Source organism: Mycobacterium asiaticum DSM 44297 (assembly GCF_000613245.1).
Lineage (GTDB): Bacteria > Actinomycetota > Actinomycetes > Mycobacteriales > Mycobacteriaceae > Mycobacterium > Mycobacterium asiaticum.
The window spans coordinates 1,736,492-1,750,675 of record NZ_HG964936.1; the positions used below are offsets into that span (position 1 = coordinate 1,736,492).

Here is a 14,184-nt window from a genome sequence, read left to right on the forward strand (position 1 = left end):
GTATAGCATACATTATACGAAGTTATACGAAACCGTTGCGCGCCAAGGCGATCACTCTGTCCATCCCGGGAAGTGGGGCATGGCGCGGGGACGTCCAGTTGCTGCGCCTGTCGTTCGGGCGCTTCGGCGATGACATCGCCGTGCGCGCCACCGACGACGAGCTGCTGGGCTGGGCGTTGAGCGATCTGGTCGACGTGTTCGGCCTGAGCGTCGAACTCCTCGACGCGCGCGTGCAACGCTGGATCGACGCGATGCCGCAATACGGCCCGGGTCACGCGGCGCTGGTGGCCGAGATTCGGGCCGGGTTGCCACCGACGCTGGCGGTGGCGGGCAGCTACCTGGACGGCATCGGGGTGCCCGCCTGTGTGGCGGCCGCCGGCAACGCGGCCACCAGCGTCGTCGAGGCGCTGCACAGGCAAGTGGCACGATAGGTGCCATGGCACGCCTCGACTTCGACGCCCTTAACGCAACGATCCGCTACCTGATGTTCTCGGTGTTCTCGGTGCGCCCGGGCCAACTTGGCGACCAGCGCGCCGAGGTGATCGACGAAACGGCGACGTTCATCAAACAGCAGGAAGAGCGTGGTGTCGTGGTACGCGGGCTGTATGACGTCGCGGGGCTGCGCGCGGACGCGGACTTCATGATCTGGACCCACGCCGACAACGTCGAAGCGCTGCAGGCGACCTACGCCGACTTCCGGCGCACCACCGCGTTGGGCCGGGCCAGCTCGCCGGTGTGGAGCAGCGTGGCACTGCACCGGCCGGCCGAGTTCAACAAGAGCCACATCCCGGCCTTCCTGGCCGGCGAGGAGGCCGGCAACTACATCTGCGTGTACCCGTTCGTGCGTTCCTACGAGTGGTACCTGCTGCCCGACGAGGAACGCCGCCGCATGCTCGCCGAGCACGGCATGGCCGCCCGGGAGTACAAGGACGTCCGTGCCAACACGGTCCCCGCGTTTGCGCTCGGAGACTACGAATGGATTCTGGCCTTCGAAGCCCCCGAATTGCACCGCATCGTGGACCTGATGCGGGAACTTCGTGCCACCGATGCCAGGCGCCATACCCGGGAGGAGACGCCGTTCTACACCGGGCCGCGGGTGGCGGTCGAGCAGTTGGTGAACGCGCTGCCATGACCCAGACGACCGCGCCCGGCCCCCGCGACCCCAGAGACCCCGCCCGCTTCGAAGACAACTATCTCGACCAGCGCCTGGCGCACGGCCTGCCCGCGGCCACCCCGTGGGACATCGGCGGCCCGCAACCGGTGGTCCAGCAGCTCGTCGCGCTCGGCGCGGTCAAAGGCGAGGTGCTCGATCCCGGCACCGGGCCCGGCCACCACGCGATTTACTATGCAGCGCAAGGCTTTTCGGCCACCGGCATCGACGGTTCGGCCGCGGCGATCGAGCGGGCGCGGGAAAACGCACGGCAGGCCGGGGTGACGGTGGACTTCCAGGTCGCCGACGCCACCAAGCTGGACGGGCTGGACGGGCGATTCGACACCGTGGTGGATTGCGCCTTCTATCACACCTTCAGCACCGAACTGGACATGCAGAAGTCCTACGCGGAGGCGCTGCACCGGGCCACCAAGCCCGGCGCGCGGCTGTTCATGTACGAGTTCGGTGAGCACGATGTCAACGGCTTCCGGATGGTGCGGGCGTTGTCCGAAGAGGACTTTCGCGACGTATTACCCGGCGCGGGCTGGGAGATCACCTACCTGGGGCCGACGACCTACCAGGTCAATCTGAACGCCCAGACCATCGAGGAGATGGCGGCGCGCAATCCTGACCTGGCCGAGCCGGTACAGGTGGTGTTGGACCGGTTCCGGGCCATGGAGCCATGGCTGGTGGACGGGCGGGTGCACGCCCCGTTCTGGGAAGTGCACGCTCGCCGCGTGGATTAGGCCTGGTCCGGCACCAGTTGTAGCGAGATCGAGTTGATGCAGTAGCGCTGGTCGGTCGGGGTCGGGTAACCCTCGCCGGCGAAGACGTGGCCCAGATGACTGTGGCAGTTGGCGCACAGCACCTCGGTGCGGACCGTGCCGAACGAATGGTCGGGACGCAGGATCACCGCGTCGGAGCTCGACGGATCGTAGAACGACGGCCAGCCGCAGTGCGACTCGAATTTCTCGGTGCTGCGGAACAATTCGGCACCGCACGCCCGGCACTGGTAAATGCCCTGCGTCTTGGTGTTGGTGTACCTGCCGGTGAAAGGCGGCTCGGTGCCCGCGCGCCGCAGCACGTCGAATTCCTGCGGGTTGAGCCGTTTGCGCCACTCGTCGTCGGACAGCTGCAGCTTCGGACGCGCGATGTCGGTCACGTTGCGCCGCTCCTTCCCAGGTCTGGTGACGGCACGGATGCTGCTTCCAAGCTAGCGCGATCCTCCTCGTGGGTGAGCCACGCCGGATCAATCCCGCCGTCCAGCCGGTTCTCCGCCTTGGCGTCGGAGTAGCGGAAGTACAGCACGGTGAACGTCACGATCAGCAACAAGGACCAACCGTAGGTGATCTTTAGGTATTCCAGTGCCCGCCCCCAGCGCATCCAATTGAAGAGCAGCCAGCGGTCCAGCGTCATGAAGCCGTAGATCCCCAGCCAGGCGGGCCAGTTGCGGATCACCGAGTTCGGTAGCACGACGGTCATCAGGAACGGGAACAGCATCATCGAGTAGTAGCCCTGGGCCAGCGACAGCACCAGCCACGACCACAGCAACAGCACGCCCGATGATGTGGTGAACCAGAACCGTGGGTCGCGGGTGCGGTAGTAGCGGTACAGCAGCCACAGTGCGCCGATGGCGATCACGGTGAACAGCAGCCGCAGCCCCACGATCAGCCAGGTGGGCAGGCCGAAGTAGACCCCGTTGCCCTGGATGGAGCTGTTGAAGTAGTCGCGGGTGCCCAGGATGTAGGGCAGCGTGCGGGTGAAAAAGTCCATCGGGTCGGGCACCAGTGGCAGCGCGGCCGCGTTCACCACCAGGGGAACCACCAGCGCCGTCGCCAGCGCCCGCCACTGTCGGTTGAGCAGCGGCAACAGCAAGAGCGGACCGAGCAGCGGTTTGAGCACCAGCGTTAACCCGATGGCCAGTCCCGCCCACCACTCGCGGCTGGCCCTGCCGTCCAGCAGCCACCTGAGAAACAGCACTTCTAGCAGCAGGATGCAGCCGTTGATGTTGGTGAACACCAGCGTGTTGGTCACCGTCTCGGTGCAGAACATCGCCAGGACCAGCGCCGGGGCGGCCACCGAGGACAAGGTGAAGTTGAACATCCGCAGCAGCAGGTACGCGGCGACCAGGATGGCGATGGTGTTGATGGAGATGAACAGGTAACGCGACGGCGCGAACGGCAGGTAGCCGAACGGCGCCATAAGCAGCGTGCCGCCCGGCGGGTAAAGGTAGTGCGGGTCCACGTAGTCGAAATGCTCGTTGTAGATGTCCCAGCCGTGCCGGAAATTGAGCACCGCGCGGTACACCGGCTTGAAGTCGTCGGTGATGTTGCCGTTGGTGGTCAGCACGATGCTGCGGTGCAATACCGACATGATTGCCGCGGGCCAGAGCACCGCCCGCAGGACCGATGCGGTGCTGTGCGGGCCGGGACGGAATGCGGCCTGCACGGATTCGCGGAGGCCGGTTCTGGTCGAGTCAGCTGCCGTCACCAGCGCACCGTACACCGCAAACCGGTCGGGCCCTCGGCCAGGGATCAGGCGGGGCAGTACGTGTCGGTGCCCGGCAACTTGCCGCTCTCCAGGTAACCGACCAGCGGCGGAACAGCGCACGCCGAGTAGATGCTGGCCCCATGCCCGATGCCCTGCCACATCACCCGCTTGCTGGCGGCGTTGGCGTTGATGATCGTCGCGGCCGTCGCGGCGACGCCTTCGTTGCCGACGATCGGGTCGTTCTGCACACCCATCAGCAGCACGTCGACCTTGAGTTCCTTCGGTGCCTGCGGTGTCGAACCGGTGGGCCAATGCACGCACTTGACCAGGTTCAGCGCGGCGACGGTGCCGAACTGCGGGTAGAGCTTGGCCCAGGCGACCACCAGCTCGCGGACCCGGTCGGGGGTGGGCCGGTTCACCGCGTCGCTGCAGGTGTTGACGAACTGCCCGTCGCTGTCCTGAGTGGCTTCCGCCCGGTTGATCAGGTTGTTCAGCTGGTTCATGTCACCTGAGCGGGCCGCGGCCAGCGCATTGGCCAGGCTGGTGGTGTTGCTCACGCGGTCACCGACGGGGAAGCCCAGGGCGGTGGTGATTGCCTCCACGACCGAGGCCACCGAAGCCTGACCCAGACCCTGACCGCTGCGAGCACGGGCCAGGAGGTCACTGACCGCGCCCTTCGGGTCGGGGCCGAGCGCGCACGTCACGGCGATGCACTGTGCCGCGAAGGCGTCGAGGGCGGCCTGCTGGCCCTTGACCTGCTGCTCCGCGACAGCCTCGGCGCTGGCTCCGAGGGCGACCGGCGAGTCCAGGATCAGCCTTGCGACCTTGTCCGGACGCGACCCGGCGTAGGTCAACGCCACCTGGGCGCCGTTCCCGACGCCGACCAGCGCGATAGCCGGCACGTCCCAGATGTTGCGCAGCCGCTCGATGTCGTTTGCCGCGTGGGTGTTGTCGTAGGCGGAATCGCCGGGCGCGATGGTGTCGGTGCAGTTGGTAGTGGCGGTGTTGGAGACCTCGGAGAGGTTCGCCACGGGGTCGTCGCCGGTCTGGAACTGGGCCTGGTCGCGCATCTCCTCCCGATCCAGCCGGTCGCGGCAGTCGATCGGGCTGGACATGCCGATGCCGCGCCGGTCGATCGACACGATCGGATGCGCGTCGAGCACGTCGGCGCCCGCCCGCGACAACCAGACGGGGAGCTGGGTCGAGGACGCAATGTCGGACCCGGTGGTGAAGACCAGTGGCCCGGCGTCCTTGGGGGTCTTGGCGGAGCGGGCCCGCACGACGCCGACGCTCACCGAACCCGAACCGCCGTTGACCGGGTCGAGGTCGGCGTCGAAGCTCGCGCATTCCAGCTTGACGCCGGGTGCGCCCGGAACGCCGGCATCGGAATTGACCTTGGCGGTGCAATCGCGCCAGGACAGATCGTTCTTGGGCGCCGCGATCGGCGGCGGACCGGAGGGCGGCGGTTTCGGCGTGGAAACGCCCTGCGGCCGGGCTCCCGAGTTGGTGGCGAACCGCGGGTCGGCGCCGAAGACCGGGACGCATCCGGACAGCACAATGCTGACCGCCATCACGATCGTGGCGGACGTGATGCGCCGATTCATGCCGACCACAGTAGCGGGACCGCCCGACTAGTCCTTTACGTAGCGCGTGTATACCGCGTGTATAGGTAGCCGGCCTCGTCGGTGATCACATGGCCGCAACGCATCCGGGTGTGCAGCTGGACGGTTCCCGACGCGATCCGGTGCGCCGACCCACCGACGAGCAGCGGCGCGATCGTCAGGCACAGCTCGTCGAGCAGGTCGGCCTCGATGATTGCGCCGAGCAGCGTCGGGCCGCCTTCGGTCAGAATGCGACGCAGCCCGCGCGTCCGCAGATTGGTCACTATGGCGGGCACGTCGATTTTGTCGGGATCATTGCCCGAGCAGTCGATCACCTCGGCGGTCAGCCCGTCGAGTTCGCGGCGCGCCGCGTCGGCGGCCGAAGCGCAGGTGAGCACCAGCGGCGGCACCTCGGTGCGGGTGAAGACGGCCAGATCGCGGTCGAGGTGACCCCTGCTGGTGACGACCGCCAGGGGCGGGACTTCGCTCTGGTTGCGCGAGCGCCGGTCTTCGCGCTGCGCACTGCTCAGCTGAACCCCCGAGTAACCCTCCGAACGCACCGTCCCGGCGCCGACGACGACCACATCGGCGAGCTCCCGCAACACGACGAACAGGGTCCGGTCGCCGGGTCCGGCCAGCGCGCCGCTGAGTCCCTTGACGGTGGCCCCGCCGTCCAGGCTGGCGATGAAGTTCGCGCGTACCCAGCTGCCGGTCAGTTCGGGCGGGTACCCGTAGAACTGATGCAGTTCCTGATGGCCGAGAACGCGTTCGGAGCCCAGTAGCCGCAACGAGGTCTCGGCGTGCTGGCCGGCGGCGAGGTCGGCCTCGAAGTCGGACATCGCTCGATTGCAGCACGTCGCTACAGTGCGAGCATGCACGGGTCTACCTCTTCGGGCGGATCTGCGGCAGTTTCCCGGCTGGTGGATCGGCACCCGTCGGTGTCACCCGAGCTTTTGATCGCCCAATTGCATCCACCGCCGACGTTTGCCGACGTGAGCTTCGCGACCTATCGGCCCGACCCGGCAGAGCCGTCCCAAGCGGCCGCGGTCGCGTCCTGTCAGGAGTTCACCCGCCAGGCGGTGGCGCGCCGGGCCGGCCGCAAGAAGCTGTTCGGCCGGCGGGAGGTATTGCCGGGCGTCGGCCTGTACCTGGACGGCGGTTTTGGGGTGGGCAAGACGCACCTACTGGCGTCGGCGTATTACCAGCTGCCTGGCGCCGGGCCGGGAGTGCCCGAGAATCCGAAGGCGTTCGCGACGTTCGGCGAGCTGACCCAGCTGGCCGGTGTGTTCGGCTTCGCCGAGTGCATCGAGTTGCTTGCCGGCTACACCGCGGTGTGCATCGACGAATTCGAGCTGGATGACCCCGGGAACACCACGCTGATCTCCCGGTTGCTGTCCTCGCTCGTCGAACGCGGTGTGTCGGTGGCCGCCACCTCGAACACGCTGCCCGAACAGCTCGGCGAGGGCCGGTTCGCAGCTCAGGACTTTCTTCGCGAAATCAACACTCTCGCAGCAATTTTCACCACGGTCCGAATTGAGGGACCCGACTATCGGCACCGCGACCTACCGCCGGCGCCGCCGCCGTTGTCCGACGACGAGGTCGTCACCCGAGCCGCCGCCCTGCCGGGCGCGACGCTGGACGATTTCGATGCGCTGTGCGCGCACCTGGCCAGCATGCATCCGTCGCGCTACCTGAGGCTGATCGAGGGCGTCACCGCTGTCTTCCTGACCGGCGTGCACCGCATCGACGACCAGAGCGTCGCCCTTCGGCTGGTCGCGCTGACCGACCGGCTCTACGACGCCGGCATCCCGGTGGTGGCCTCGGGCACCAAGCTGGACACCATTTTCAGCGAGGAGATGCTGGCCGGCGGTTACCGGAAGAAATACCTGCGCGCCACCTCGCGACTGCTGGCGTTGACTACCCGGCCGCCCGGGTCATGACGTAGTCGTGCTCGAGGTGGGCGCCCAGCCGAAACGTTCTGGTGCCGCTGACGGTGAAGCCGCTTTTGGCGTAGAAACGTTGCGCCCGCAGGTTGTGCCGGTTGACTCCCAGCCACACCCGCGAGGCGCCCCACTCGGCGGCCACACCGAGCGCGGCATCCATCAGCTTCGTGGCCACGCCGTGGCCGTGAAAGTCGGCCGTTACGTAGAGCTTTGACAGCTCGACGCTGACATCGCTCTCGTCGGCTTCGCGAATCAGCATGGCGTAGCCGACAATTCGGCGCTCCTCGTCGGCTTTGAGGATTCTGCGGTGTGGATCGCTCAGGTATTCGGCGAAGCGGGCCGTGGACAGGTTGGCCTCGACGAACGCAGCGACGTCCGCGGCGGGCGCGTGGGGCGGGCACGCCAGTGGAAAGGTCTGCGAGGCTACGGCACTGAGGCCGGCGGCGTCGGCTGCGCTCGCTAGTTCTACGCGCAGACTACAAATTCCATTGCGCCAGGTGTTCGCCCGACTTCTTGTCCAGCAGGACTACCACGGTCACCGGATCCCGGTAGGCGTCCCAGTACACCCCGCCGCGCACGACCGATCCCTGTGGCGCGTTGGTCAGAGCGGAATCCAGCCAATCGGGTGCATCGCACGGCCGTGGCTTGTAGGCGTCCGCGAACGGCGTGACGCCGTCGAAGGCGAAGTTGGTGGCCAGGATGAACGAGTTCGGCACCCGCACGGCGCGGACCACGACGTCGGCGCGCGCTACCGAGCTGTCCGGAAAGCTTTTCACCGGAACGCCGCTGCGGGTGTAGCCGAATCCTGGTGGCGGGTCAACGGGTACGACGCTGGTCACGGTGACGTCGGCGACATACGTGCCGGTGTCGATGCGCAGCGTGTCGCCGAGGTGTCCGATCGGTGCGTCGCCGGCCCGGGCGCGCGGGATCGCGGCGTCGACCGACAGCATGCCCACCGCGCTGACGAGGAACGCGCAAAGGACGATCAGCCAGCGGTGCATCTTTGCCTCCTGGGCTGCCGGTGCTGCGGACCTTCGCATGATTACACACCCGGCGAAGACAAGGGGAGGGGTTGGCAGTCTCAGGTCTCGTTTGCCGCGCCGGCGATCGACTCCAGCGCGGCGACCAGATCGGCTTCGACGCGTTCCTTGGCCACACCGGCGCCGTGCAGCGGTCCGGCACCGTCCTCGAGTTCAAGCAGGGCGAGCAGCAGATGCTCGGTGCCGATGTAGTTGTGGCCCAAGCGGAGTGCCTCGCGGAAAGTCAATTCCAGTACCTTGCGGGCCGGCCCGCTGAACGGGATCAGCGCGGGCACTTCGGATGCCGCCGGTGGCAATGCGACGGACTGACGCAGCGCGTCGGTGTCGACCTGCTGCTGCTGCAGCAGCACGGTGGCGAGCGCGGCCGGGTCGCTGAGCACGCCCAGCAGCAGATGGTCGGGGGTGATCTGGGTGTTGCCGGCGTCGTGGGCGACGTTCTGTGAAGCGACCACCGCGTTGCGGGCCCGCGGGGTGAACCGGGCGAACCCTTGCTCTGGGTCCAGCGGGGCAGCATCGGCTTTGGGGACGAACCGCTTCTGCGCGGCCTGCTTGGTGACTCCCATCGCTTTGCCGATATCGGTCCAGGAGGCCCCCGAGCGACGCGCCTGATCGACGAAGTGCCCGATCAGATGATCGGCGACCTCACCCAAGCTTTCGGCCGTCAGGACGGCGTCGGCGAGCTGGTCGAGCGCGTCGCTGTGGACCCGCTTGATGGCGTCAATGAGCTCATCCAGGCGGACGGGATGGGCGATGGGAGTCGGCTGAACCATGGCGTCAACGTTAGGTTGACGACCTGGGCGATGTCAACTTCTGGTTGACGGCCCGTTTCGAGATGCGCGTCGGCCCGTGCTCTGCGACCATCTGAGAGCTATGAGGCTCCTGCTTACCCTGACCAGCGCGGCTATGGCGGTCGGGGCGATCGGACTGACCGCGCCGGCCCGAGCTGACGCGAATCAGGATCAAGCGTTCCTGGTGTCACTCGACGCGGCCGGCATCACCTACAAGGACCCCGAGAGCGCGATCGCCGCCGGCAAGACGGTCTGCACGCTGGCCGATGGCGGCAAGTCCGGCATCGAGGTGGTCCAGGTGCTGCAGGACGGAAACCCGGGTCTGTCGCAGGTGAACGCCGCGAGGTTCACCGCTATCGCCGCGGGCGTCTACTGCCCCGGGAAATTGCCGGCGAAAGGCAGCGAGTAGAACTCGAAGCCGATACCGCCGAGCGTCGGGAGGCTTCGATGAGAGCAGGGCTGGCCGCGGGCGCGGCGTTGGCAACGGCGGGGTTGTTGGGTTGGGGCGGGGCGCGGGCCCTGGTCAAGCGGATCGAGAGCAACCCGGATCCCTTTACCCGCGAACAGCTTCTGGCTGAACCACAAGGTGAGGAAGTCCGCATCAGTCGTCCGGACGGGACGGTCCTGCGCGCGCTGACGGCGGGCGAAGGCCCGACGGTGGTGCTCGTGCACGGCTACACCGTCACCCTCGCGGAATGGAACGTCGTCTGGGATGACCTGCTGGCCAAGGGTTTCCGAATGGTGGCGCTAGACCAGCGCGGCCACGGCCAATCCACGCTCGGTTCCGACGGGATCGGATCGGAGCAGATGGCCGCGGACCTCGCCGCGGTGCTCGAGCACTTCGACGTCCAGGACGCCGTGCTGATCGGACACTCGATGGGTGGCTTCGTGACAATCCGCGCGCTGCTGGAGTACCCCGGTTTCGCGCGGCGGCTGCGTGGGGTGGTGCTGTGCGCCACCTGGGCCGGCCGGGTGATGGACGGCGCGCCGCAGAACAAGGTGCAGATCCCGTTGCTGCAGTACGGCATCCTGCAGCGGCTGATCCGGAACAAGACCATTGCCCTGTTGTTCGGCGCGGCGCAGTGCGGGACACGGCCGTCGCCGGCGATGGTTGCGGTGTTCACCGAGGGGTTCGTGCAGCACGTCGACGAGCACGGGCCGCTACTGCCGATCGTGCGGGCCTTCTCCCGCGAAGACCGTTACCCGCGCCTGGGTGAAATCACCGTGCCTACAGTGGTAATCGTCGGCTCCGCGGACCGCACCACTCCGCCAAGCCACTCGCGCCGGATGGCGGCCGGCATTCCCGGTGCCCGACTGGTCACCGTGCCCGACGCGGGGCATGCGCTGAACTGGGAGGCGCCCGGCGAATTGGTCAAAGTCATTGAGTCGCTGGCCGGGTAGCCGACGTCCACTGCCGGCCGTCGAAGTACCGCAGCAGTGTGGGATCGCTGGCGTCGGGATACCAACCCGGCGCGGTCGCAGGGACAGCGGGCCAACCGTGCGGCACGTAGGACTCTGTCTTGGGTGAGTCCGCCAGCCGGACCAGCACGACGATCACCGCGGCGACACCGGCGATGGCGACCGCGCCGAACACCAGCAGGACCAACAACGTAACCACCCGGGATACCTCCTGCCCCAGACCGGTGCGACGCTTGAACCGGTCGCTCGTGTTGATGACAATCATGCCGTGCGTGGCCGACCCGCTACTGAGCTCGGCCCAGAACTTGGAGCTGTTTTCGGCGGTGGCCGAGCTGTGTCCCCAGTTCCAAAGCCTCGCGCTTTACAGTCCCGGCAGGCAGATGGGGGAGCCCATGCAGGTGTTGGCCGGCGAGGGGTCGCCCTCGAGGATGTGGGCGCCCACCGGGATGCCGCCCTCGGTTCCTGGATGACCGAGGCTGCCGCCGTAGTAGTGGTGGCAAACGTTCATGTCCCACACCACATCCGGCATAGGCAGCGGGCTGCCCGGGCACCAGACGTAGCTGCACATGGCAAGTTGGTTGCAGATGCCCGTGCCGGGGTCGGCTTGAGCGCTGCCCGCACCCACGCCCAGGCTCGCCAGGCCCAGCGCGCCCGACAGCAATGCTCCGGTGAAGATCCGCTTCATTGTCCTGCTCCTTATCTACACGCCGATACTCGGCGGCCGCGTGGTCGTTGCAACAAGTAGAAGAAAGACGCTTCGCTACCGATCCCAAGTTTAGTGCGGCACCGGGCACTTTCCGGTGTAGTCGACCTGCCAGTGCTTGATGCCGTTGAGCCAGCCCGAGCGCAACCGTTCGGGTGCGGATAGCGGCGCCAAATCGGGCATGTGGTCGGCGATCGCGCCGAACATCAATCCCAGGGTCATCCTGGCGAGATTGGCGCCGATGCAATAGTGCGCGCCGCGCCCTCCGAAACCCAGGTGTGGGTTGGGGTTCCGGGTGATATCGAACGTGAATGGATCCTCGAAGACCTCTTCGTCGAAATTGGCCGAGCGGTAGAGCATCACCACGCGCTGGCCCTTTTTGATAGTGACGCCGGACAATTCGACGTCCTGCAGCGCGGTGCGCTGGAACGACGTGACCGGGGTGCCCCACCGCACGATCTCGTCGGCGGTGGTTTCCGGGCGCTCGCGCTTGAACAGCTCCCACTGCTCGGGGAATTCGGTGAACGCCATCATGCCCTGGGTGATGGAGTTCCGGGTGGTCTCGTTGCCCGCGACTGCCAGCATCAGTACGAACCAGCCGAATTCGTCATCGGACAGCTTCTCGCCGTCGATGTCGGCTTGCACGAGCTTGGTCACGATGTCCTCGGTCGGGTTCTTGGTGCGCTCGGCCGCCATCTCCATCGCGTAGGCAATCAATTGTGTTGAGGCCGTGAGGCTGTCGGCATTCCCATACTCGGGGTCGACGTCGCCGACCAGTTGATTGGACCAGTCGAAGATCTTCATCCGATCCTCGAGCGGTATCCCGAGCAGCCCGGCGATGGCCTGCAACGGCAGTTCGCAGGCCACCTGCTCGACGAAGTCCCCCGAGCCCTGGGCCGCGGCCGACTTGGCGACGTTCTGTGCCCGTTGATTCAGTTCGTCGCGCAACCGGCCGACGGCGCGCGGGGTGAATCCGCGCGAGACGATCTTGCGCAGCCGACTGTGATGTGGGGCATCCATGTTCAGCATCACGAAGCGCTGCATCTCGATGAGTTCGCGGCTGGCGTCGTCCCGGTGCCGCGACATGGCGGTGTTCTGCCAGCTGGAGAACACGTCGCTGCGCAGCGACACCTCCTTGACGTCGCGATGCTTGCTCAGCACCCAGAAGCCGCCGTCGTTGTAGCCGCCCTTGCCGATCGGCTGTTCGTTCCACCAGATCGGCGCGGCCCTGCGTAATTCGGCGAGCTCGGCCACCGGCAGGCGTTCGGCGTAGATGTCAGGGTCGGTGACGTCGAATCCCGGGGGCAGGTTTGGTTTCGGCATGGCGGAGCTCCTAGGTGGACGTTGCCGCGACGATGTCGGACACCATCGCTTCGACGGCAAGGAAGGCGAACGTCATGGCCGGCGCCAAGGTGCCGCCCGCCCCGGGGTAGCACGGTCCCATCACGCTGACGGTCGTATTGCCCGCCGCATACAAGCCGGCGATTGGTGCGCCGTCGGCGGCCAGCACGCGGCCGCAGGTGTCGGTGCGCAGCCCGGACTTGGTGCCGAGGTCGCCGGGCACCACCTGCACCGCGTAGTACGGCGCCTTGTCCAGGGGGCCGAGCGACGGGTTGGGCTTGACCCGGGGGTCGGTGTAGTGCAGATCATTGAGTGTCTCGCCGCGATGGAAGTCGGGATCGGTTCCGCGACAAGCGAATTCGTTGAACCGCCGCACGGTCGCGGTGAAGTCGGTGGCGGGCACGCCGATCTGGGCCGCGAGCGTCTCCAGCGAGTCGGCCTTGTGCAGCCAGCCGTGCCCGGGCCGTAGCCGTTCGGGGACGAGGCGGTCCGGTTGCAGCATGCCTGGTTTGACCGGACCGATCGGAAACTTCCTGCGGTACTTGGCATCGAAGATCATCCAGGCCGGAATGGCCTTGCCGGTCGCTTGGTGTGCCGCATACATTGCCTTACCGATGTTGTTGTAATTACTGGCCTCGTTGACGAAGCGCCGGCCATCTCGATCCACGAAAAGGCTCCACGGCAAACTCTTTTCGATCACCAGCACCCACGCGGTCGGCTCGCCCGGCGGCAGTACCGCGGGCGTCCACCAGCAGTTGTCCATCGTGGCAGTGTCCAGATCGGCGCCCACCTGCGTGGCCAACACAATCCCGTCGCCGGTGTTGCCCTCATGGCCGACGGTCCAGCGGGCGTCGACGGGCAGCGGTTGATAGCGCTTGCGCATCAGGTCGTTGCGCTCGAACCCGCCGGTGGCCACCAGCACGCCTTTGCGCGCCCGGATCGCCCGGCCGGAGTCCAGTTCGACACCGACGACCCGATCGTGTGCCGTAATCAATTGCCGCACCGTGATATTGAGCAGCACCGGCACCCCGCGGCTCTTCAGCTCGCTGCGTAGTCGGGCCATCAACGCCTGCCCCAGCGTCAGGTACGGGTCGCGTCCGTGCCACCGTCGCCGCGCATCACGTCGCCGGGCATAACGACCCAGCCCGGTGAGCAGTCCGAGCTTGGGTTTGATGCCGGGCTGCATCAGTGCCCGCGCCTCGGCGAGGCGCATCATGAACCGGTCGAAAATGAGCTCGCCCGGATAACACGGATGCAGGGTAGCGAAGTCCTCGCCAAGTCGGTTCCCGTCGAACGGCAGCGGTTCGAGCGGACGGCCACCCGGCTTGGCGCCCGGCTGGAAGCCGTCGTAATCCGGATATTCGCGCACCGGTTCGAACCGGACGTCGGTCTCGGCCTCGAAGGTGGCGATCATGCGGTTGGCGCCGTCGATGAAGGCGCGTCGCTGCTCGGCCGGCACCTGTCCGTCGGTCACCGCCTCCAGGTAGGCCCACGCGTCCTCGTCGGAGTCGGAGATGGCGACCTGACCCATCATCGGGTTGTTCGGCACCCACACCGCGCCGGCCGACATCGCCGCCGAGCCGCCCCACGTCGGGCTTTTCTCCAGCACCACCACGCTGTGCCCGAGCAGCGCCGCGCGCAGGGCACCGGCCAGCCCGGCGGCACCGGATCCCAACACGACGACGTCGAACTCGTTGTCGGTTGCCATC

Annotated in this window: 16 protein-coding genes and 1 pseudogene; 6 read left to right on the forward strand and 11 right to left on the reverse strand. The window is 67.0% G+C overall.

Features of this window, described 5'->3' with window-relative positions; translation table 11 throughout:
• From BN972_RS28760 to BN972_RS08445, 3 genes and pseudogenes are all read left to right on the forward strand, one after another.
• Positions 1-431: pseudogene (locus tag BN972_RS28760) on the forward strand (FAD-dependent oxidoreductase); the annotation flags it as partial.
• A gap of 5 nt (positions 432-436) precedes the next feature.
• Entirely contained in the window at positions 437-1,132 is a 696-nt protein-coding gene (gene hemQ, locus BN972_RS08440) for a hydrogen peroxide-dependent heme synthase (protein ID WP_036355018.1), read from the forward strand.
• Positions 1,129-1,896 (forward strand): class I SAM-dependent methyltransferase, encoded by a 768-nt coding sequence (locus BN972_RS08445; protein WP_036355021.1) that lies wholly within the window; start codon positions 1,129-1,131, stop codon positions 1,894-1,896. Before hemQ ends, BN972_RS08445 begins: the two co-directional genes overlap by 4 nt.
• Here BN972_RS08445 and msrB read toward each other — a convergent pair.
• Genes msrB through BN972_RS08465 form a run of 4 tightly spaced genes read right to left on the reverse strand, consistent with a single transcriptional unit; the run spans position 1,893 to position 6,080 of the window.
• A complete protein-coding gene (gene msrB, locus BN972_RS08450) occupies positions 1,893-2,303 on the reverse strand; it encodes a peptide-methionine (R)-S-oxide reductase MsrB (protein ID WP_036356986.1) in 411 nt (136 codons plus the stop codon). The genes BN972_RS08445 and msrB overlap by 4 nt on opposite strands.
• 5 nt (positions 2,304-2,308) lie before the next feature.
• A complete protein-coding gene (aftC, locus tag BN972_RS08455) occupies positions 2,309-3,655 on the reverse strand; it encodes an arabinofuranan 3-O-arabinosyltransferase (RefSeq protein WP_051545138.1) in 1,347 nt (448 codons plus the stop codon).
• Positions 3,656-3,684: 29 nt separating this feature from the next.
• Complete coding sequence (locus BN972_RS08460; protein WP_036355024.1) at positions 3,685-5,244, reverse strand: alpha/beta hydrolase; 1,560 nt, start codon at positions 5,242-5,244, stop codon at positions 3,685-3,687.
• A 35-nt stretch (positions 5,245-5,279) separates the two neighbouring features.
• On the reverse strand, positions 5,280-6,080 hold the full coding sequence (locus BN972_RS08465; RefSeq protein WP_036355028.1) for a pyrimidine reductase family protein: 801 nt from the start codon (positions 6,078-6,080) through the stop codon (positions 5,280-5,282).
• A gap of 33 nt (positions 6,081-6,113) precedes the next feature.
• Here BN972_RS08465 and zapE point away from each other — a divergent pair, with 33 nt between their 5' ends.
• Positions 6,114-7,181, forward strand: a complete 1,068-nt coding sequence (zapE, locus tag BN972_RS08470; protein ID WP_036356991.1) for a cell division protein ZapE — start codon at positions 6,114-6,116, stop codon at positions 7,179-7,181.
• On the opposite strand, the gene BN972_RS08475 is transcribed toward zapE, so the two are convergent.
• The 3 genes from BN972_RS08475 to BN972_RS08485 all read right to left on the reverse strand — a co-directional run bounded on the left by BN972_RS08475 (position 7,159) and on the right by BN972_RS08485 (position 8,994).
• Positions 7,159-7,668 (reverse strand): GNAT family N-acetyltransferase, encoded by a 510-nt coding sequence (locus BN972_RS08475; RefSeq protein WP_099051015.1) that lies wholly within the window; start codon positions 7,666-7,668, stop codon positions 7,159-7,161. The genes zapE and BN972_RS08475 overlap by 23 nt on opposite strands.
• Positions 7,661-8,185: a hypothetical protein gene (locus BN972_RS08480; protein ID WP_036355034.1), complete on the reverse strand. Its 525-nt coding sequence runs from the start codon at positions 8,183-8,185 to the stop codon at positions 7,661-7,663. The genes BN972_RS08475 and BN972_RS08480 overlap by 8 nt, the downstream gene beginning before the upstream one ends.
• Before the next feature lie 80 nt (positions 8,186-8,265).
• The gene (locus BN972_RS08485) at positions 8,266-8,994 is read right to left on the reverse strand and encodes a Clp protease N-terminal domain-containing protein (RefSeq protein ID WP_036355036.1); all 729 of its coding nucleotides are present in this window, start codon (positions 8,992-8,994) and stop codon (positions 8,266-8,268) included.
• A gap of 100 nt (positions 8,995-9,094) precedes the next feature.
• On the opposite strand from BN972_RS08485, the gene BN972_RS08490 reads away from it, so the two are divergent.
• Positions 9,095-9,421, forward strand: a complete 327-nt coding sequence (locus tag BN972_RS08490; RefSeq protein ID WP_036355039.1) for a DUF732 domain-containing protein — start codon at positions 9,095-9,097, stop codon at positions 9,419-9,421.
• A gap of 38 nt (positions 9,422-9,459) precedes the next feature.
• A complete protein-coding gene (locus BN972_RS08495) occupies positions 9,460-10,413 on the forward strand; it encodes an alpha/beta fold hydrolase (RefSeq protein WP_036355042.1) in 954 nt (317 codons plus the stop codon).
• Here the strand turns inward: BN972_RS08495 and BN972_RS08500 are convergent.
• From BN972_RS08500 to BN972_RS08515, 4 genes are all read right to left on the reverse strand, one after another.
• Positions 10,391-10,696 (reverse strand): DUF2510 domain-containing protein, encoded by a 306-nt coding sequence (locus BN972_RS08500; RefSeq protein ID WP_051545140.1) that lies wholly within the window; start codon positions 10,694-10,696, stop codon positions 10,391-10,393. The genes BN972_RS08495 and BN972_RS08500 overlap by 23 nt on opposite strands.
• A 96-nt stretch (positions 10,697-10,792) precedes the next feature.
• Complete coding sequence (locus BN972_RS08505) at positions 10,793-11,116, reverse strand: hypothetical protein (RefSeq protein WP_036355045.1); 324 nt, start codon at positions 11,114-11,116, stop codon at positions 10,793-10,795.
• Positions 11,117-11,206: 90 nt separating this feature from the next.
• Positions 11,207-12,457 (reverse strand): cytochrome P450, encoded by a 1,251-nt coding sequence (locus BN972_RS08510; RefSeq protein WP_036355049.1) that lies wholly within the window; start codon positions 12,455-12,457, stop codon positions 11,207-11,209.
• A gap of 10 nt (positions 12,458-12,467) precedes the next feature.
• Positions 12,468-14,183, reverse strand: coding sequence for an FAD-dependent oxidoreductase (locus BN972_RS08515; RefSeq protein ID WP_080696740.1), 1,716 nt, complete (start codon positions 14,181-14,183; stop codon positions 12,468-12,470).
• Position 14,184: the final 1 nt, after the last annotated feature.

Excerpts from the sequence above, each read along its gene's own strand:
- BN972_RS08485 (WP_036355036.1), bottom strand. The coding sequence starts at position 8,994 with ATGGTTCAGCCGACTCCCATCGCCCATCCCGTCCGCCTGGATGAGCTC.
- BN972_RS08460 (WP_036355024.1), bottom strand. The coding sequence starts at position 5,244 with ATGAATCGGCGCATCACGTCCGCCACGATCGTGATGGCGGTCAGCATT.
- BN972_RS08505 (WP_036355045.1), bottom strand. The coding sequence starts at position 11,116 with ATGAAGCGGATCTTCACCGGAGCATTGCTGTCGGGCGCGCTGGGCCTG.
- hemQ (WP_036355018.1), top strand. The coding sequence starts at position 437 with ATGGCACGCCTCGACTTCGACGCCCTTAACGCAACGATCCGCTACCTG.
- BN972_RS08500 (WP_051545140.1), bottom strand. The coding sequence starts at position 10,696 with ATGATTGTCATCAACACGAGCGACCGGTTCAAGCGTCGCACCGGTCTG.
- BN972_RS08515 (WP_080696740.1), bottom strand. The coding sequence starts at position 14,183 with ATGGCAACCGACAACGAGTTCGACGTCGTCGTGTTGGGATCCGGTGCC.
- BN972_RS08445 (WP_036355021.1), top strand. The coding sequence starts at position 1,129 with ATGACCCAGACGACCGCGCCCGGCCCCCGCGACCCCAGAGACCCCGCC.
- BN972_RS08510 (WP_036355049.1), bottom strand. The coding sequence starts at position 12,457 with ATGCCGAAACCAAACCTGCCCCCGGGATTCGACGTCACCGACCCTGAC.
- BN972_RS08465 (WP_036355028.1), bottom strand. The coding sequence starts at position 6,080 with ATGTCCGACTTCGAGGCCGACCTCGCCGCCGGCCAGCACGCCGAGACC.
- BN972_RS08495 (WP_036355042.1), top strand. The coding sequence starts at position 9,460 with ATGAGAGCAGGGCTGGCCGCGGGCGCGGCGTTGGCAACGGCGGGGTTG.
- zapE (WP_036356991.1), top strand. The coding sequence starts at position 6,114 with ATGCACGGGTCTACCTCTTCGGGCGGATCTGCGGCAGTTTCCCGGCTG.
- BN972_RS08480 (WP_036355034.1), bottom strand. The coding sequence starts at position 8,185 with ATGCACCGCTGGCTGATCGTCCTTTGCGCGTTCCTCGTCAGCGCGGTG.
- BN972_RS08490 (WP_036355039.1), top strand. The coding sequence starts at position 9,095 with ATGAGGCTCCTGCTTACCCTGACCAGCGCGGCTATGGCGGTCGGGGCG.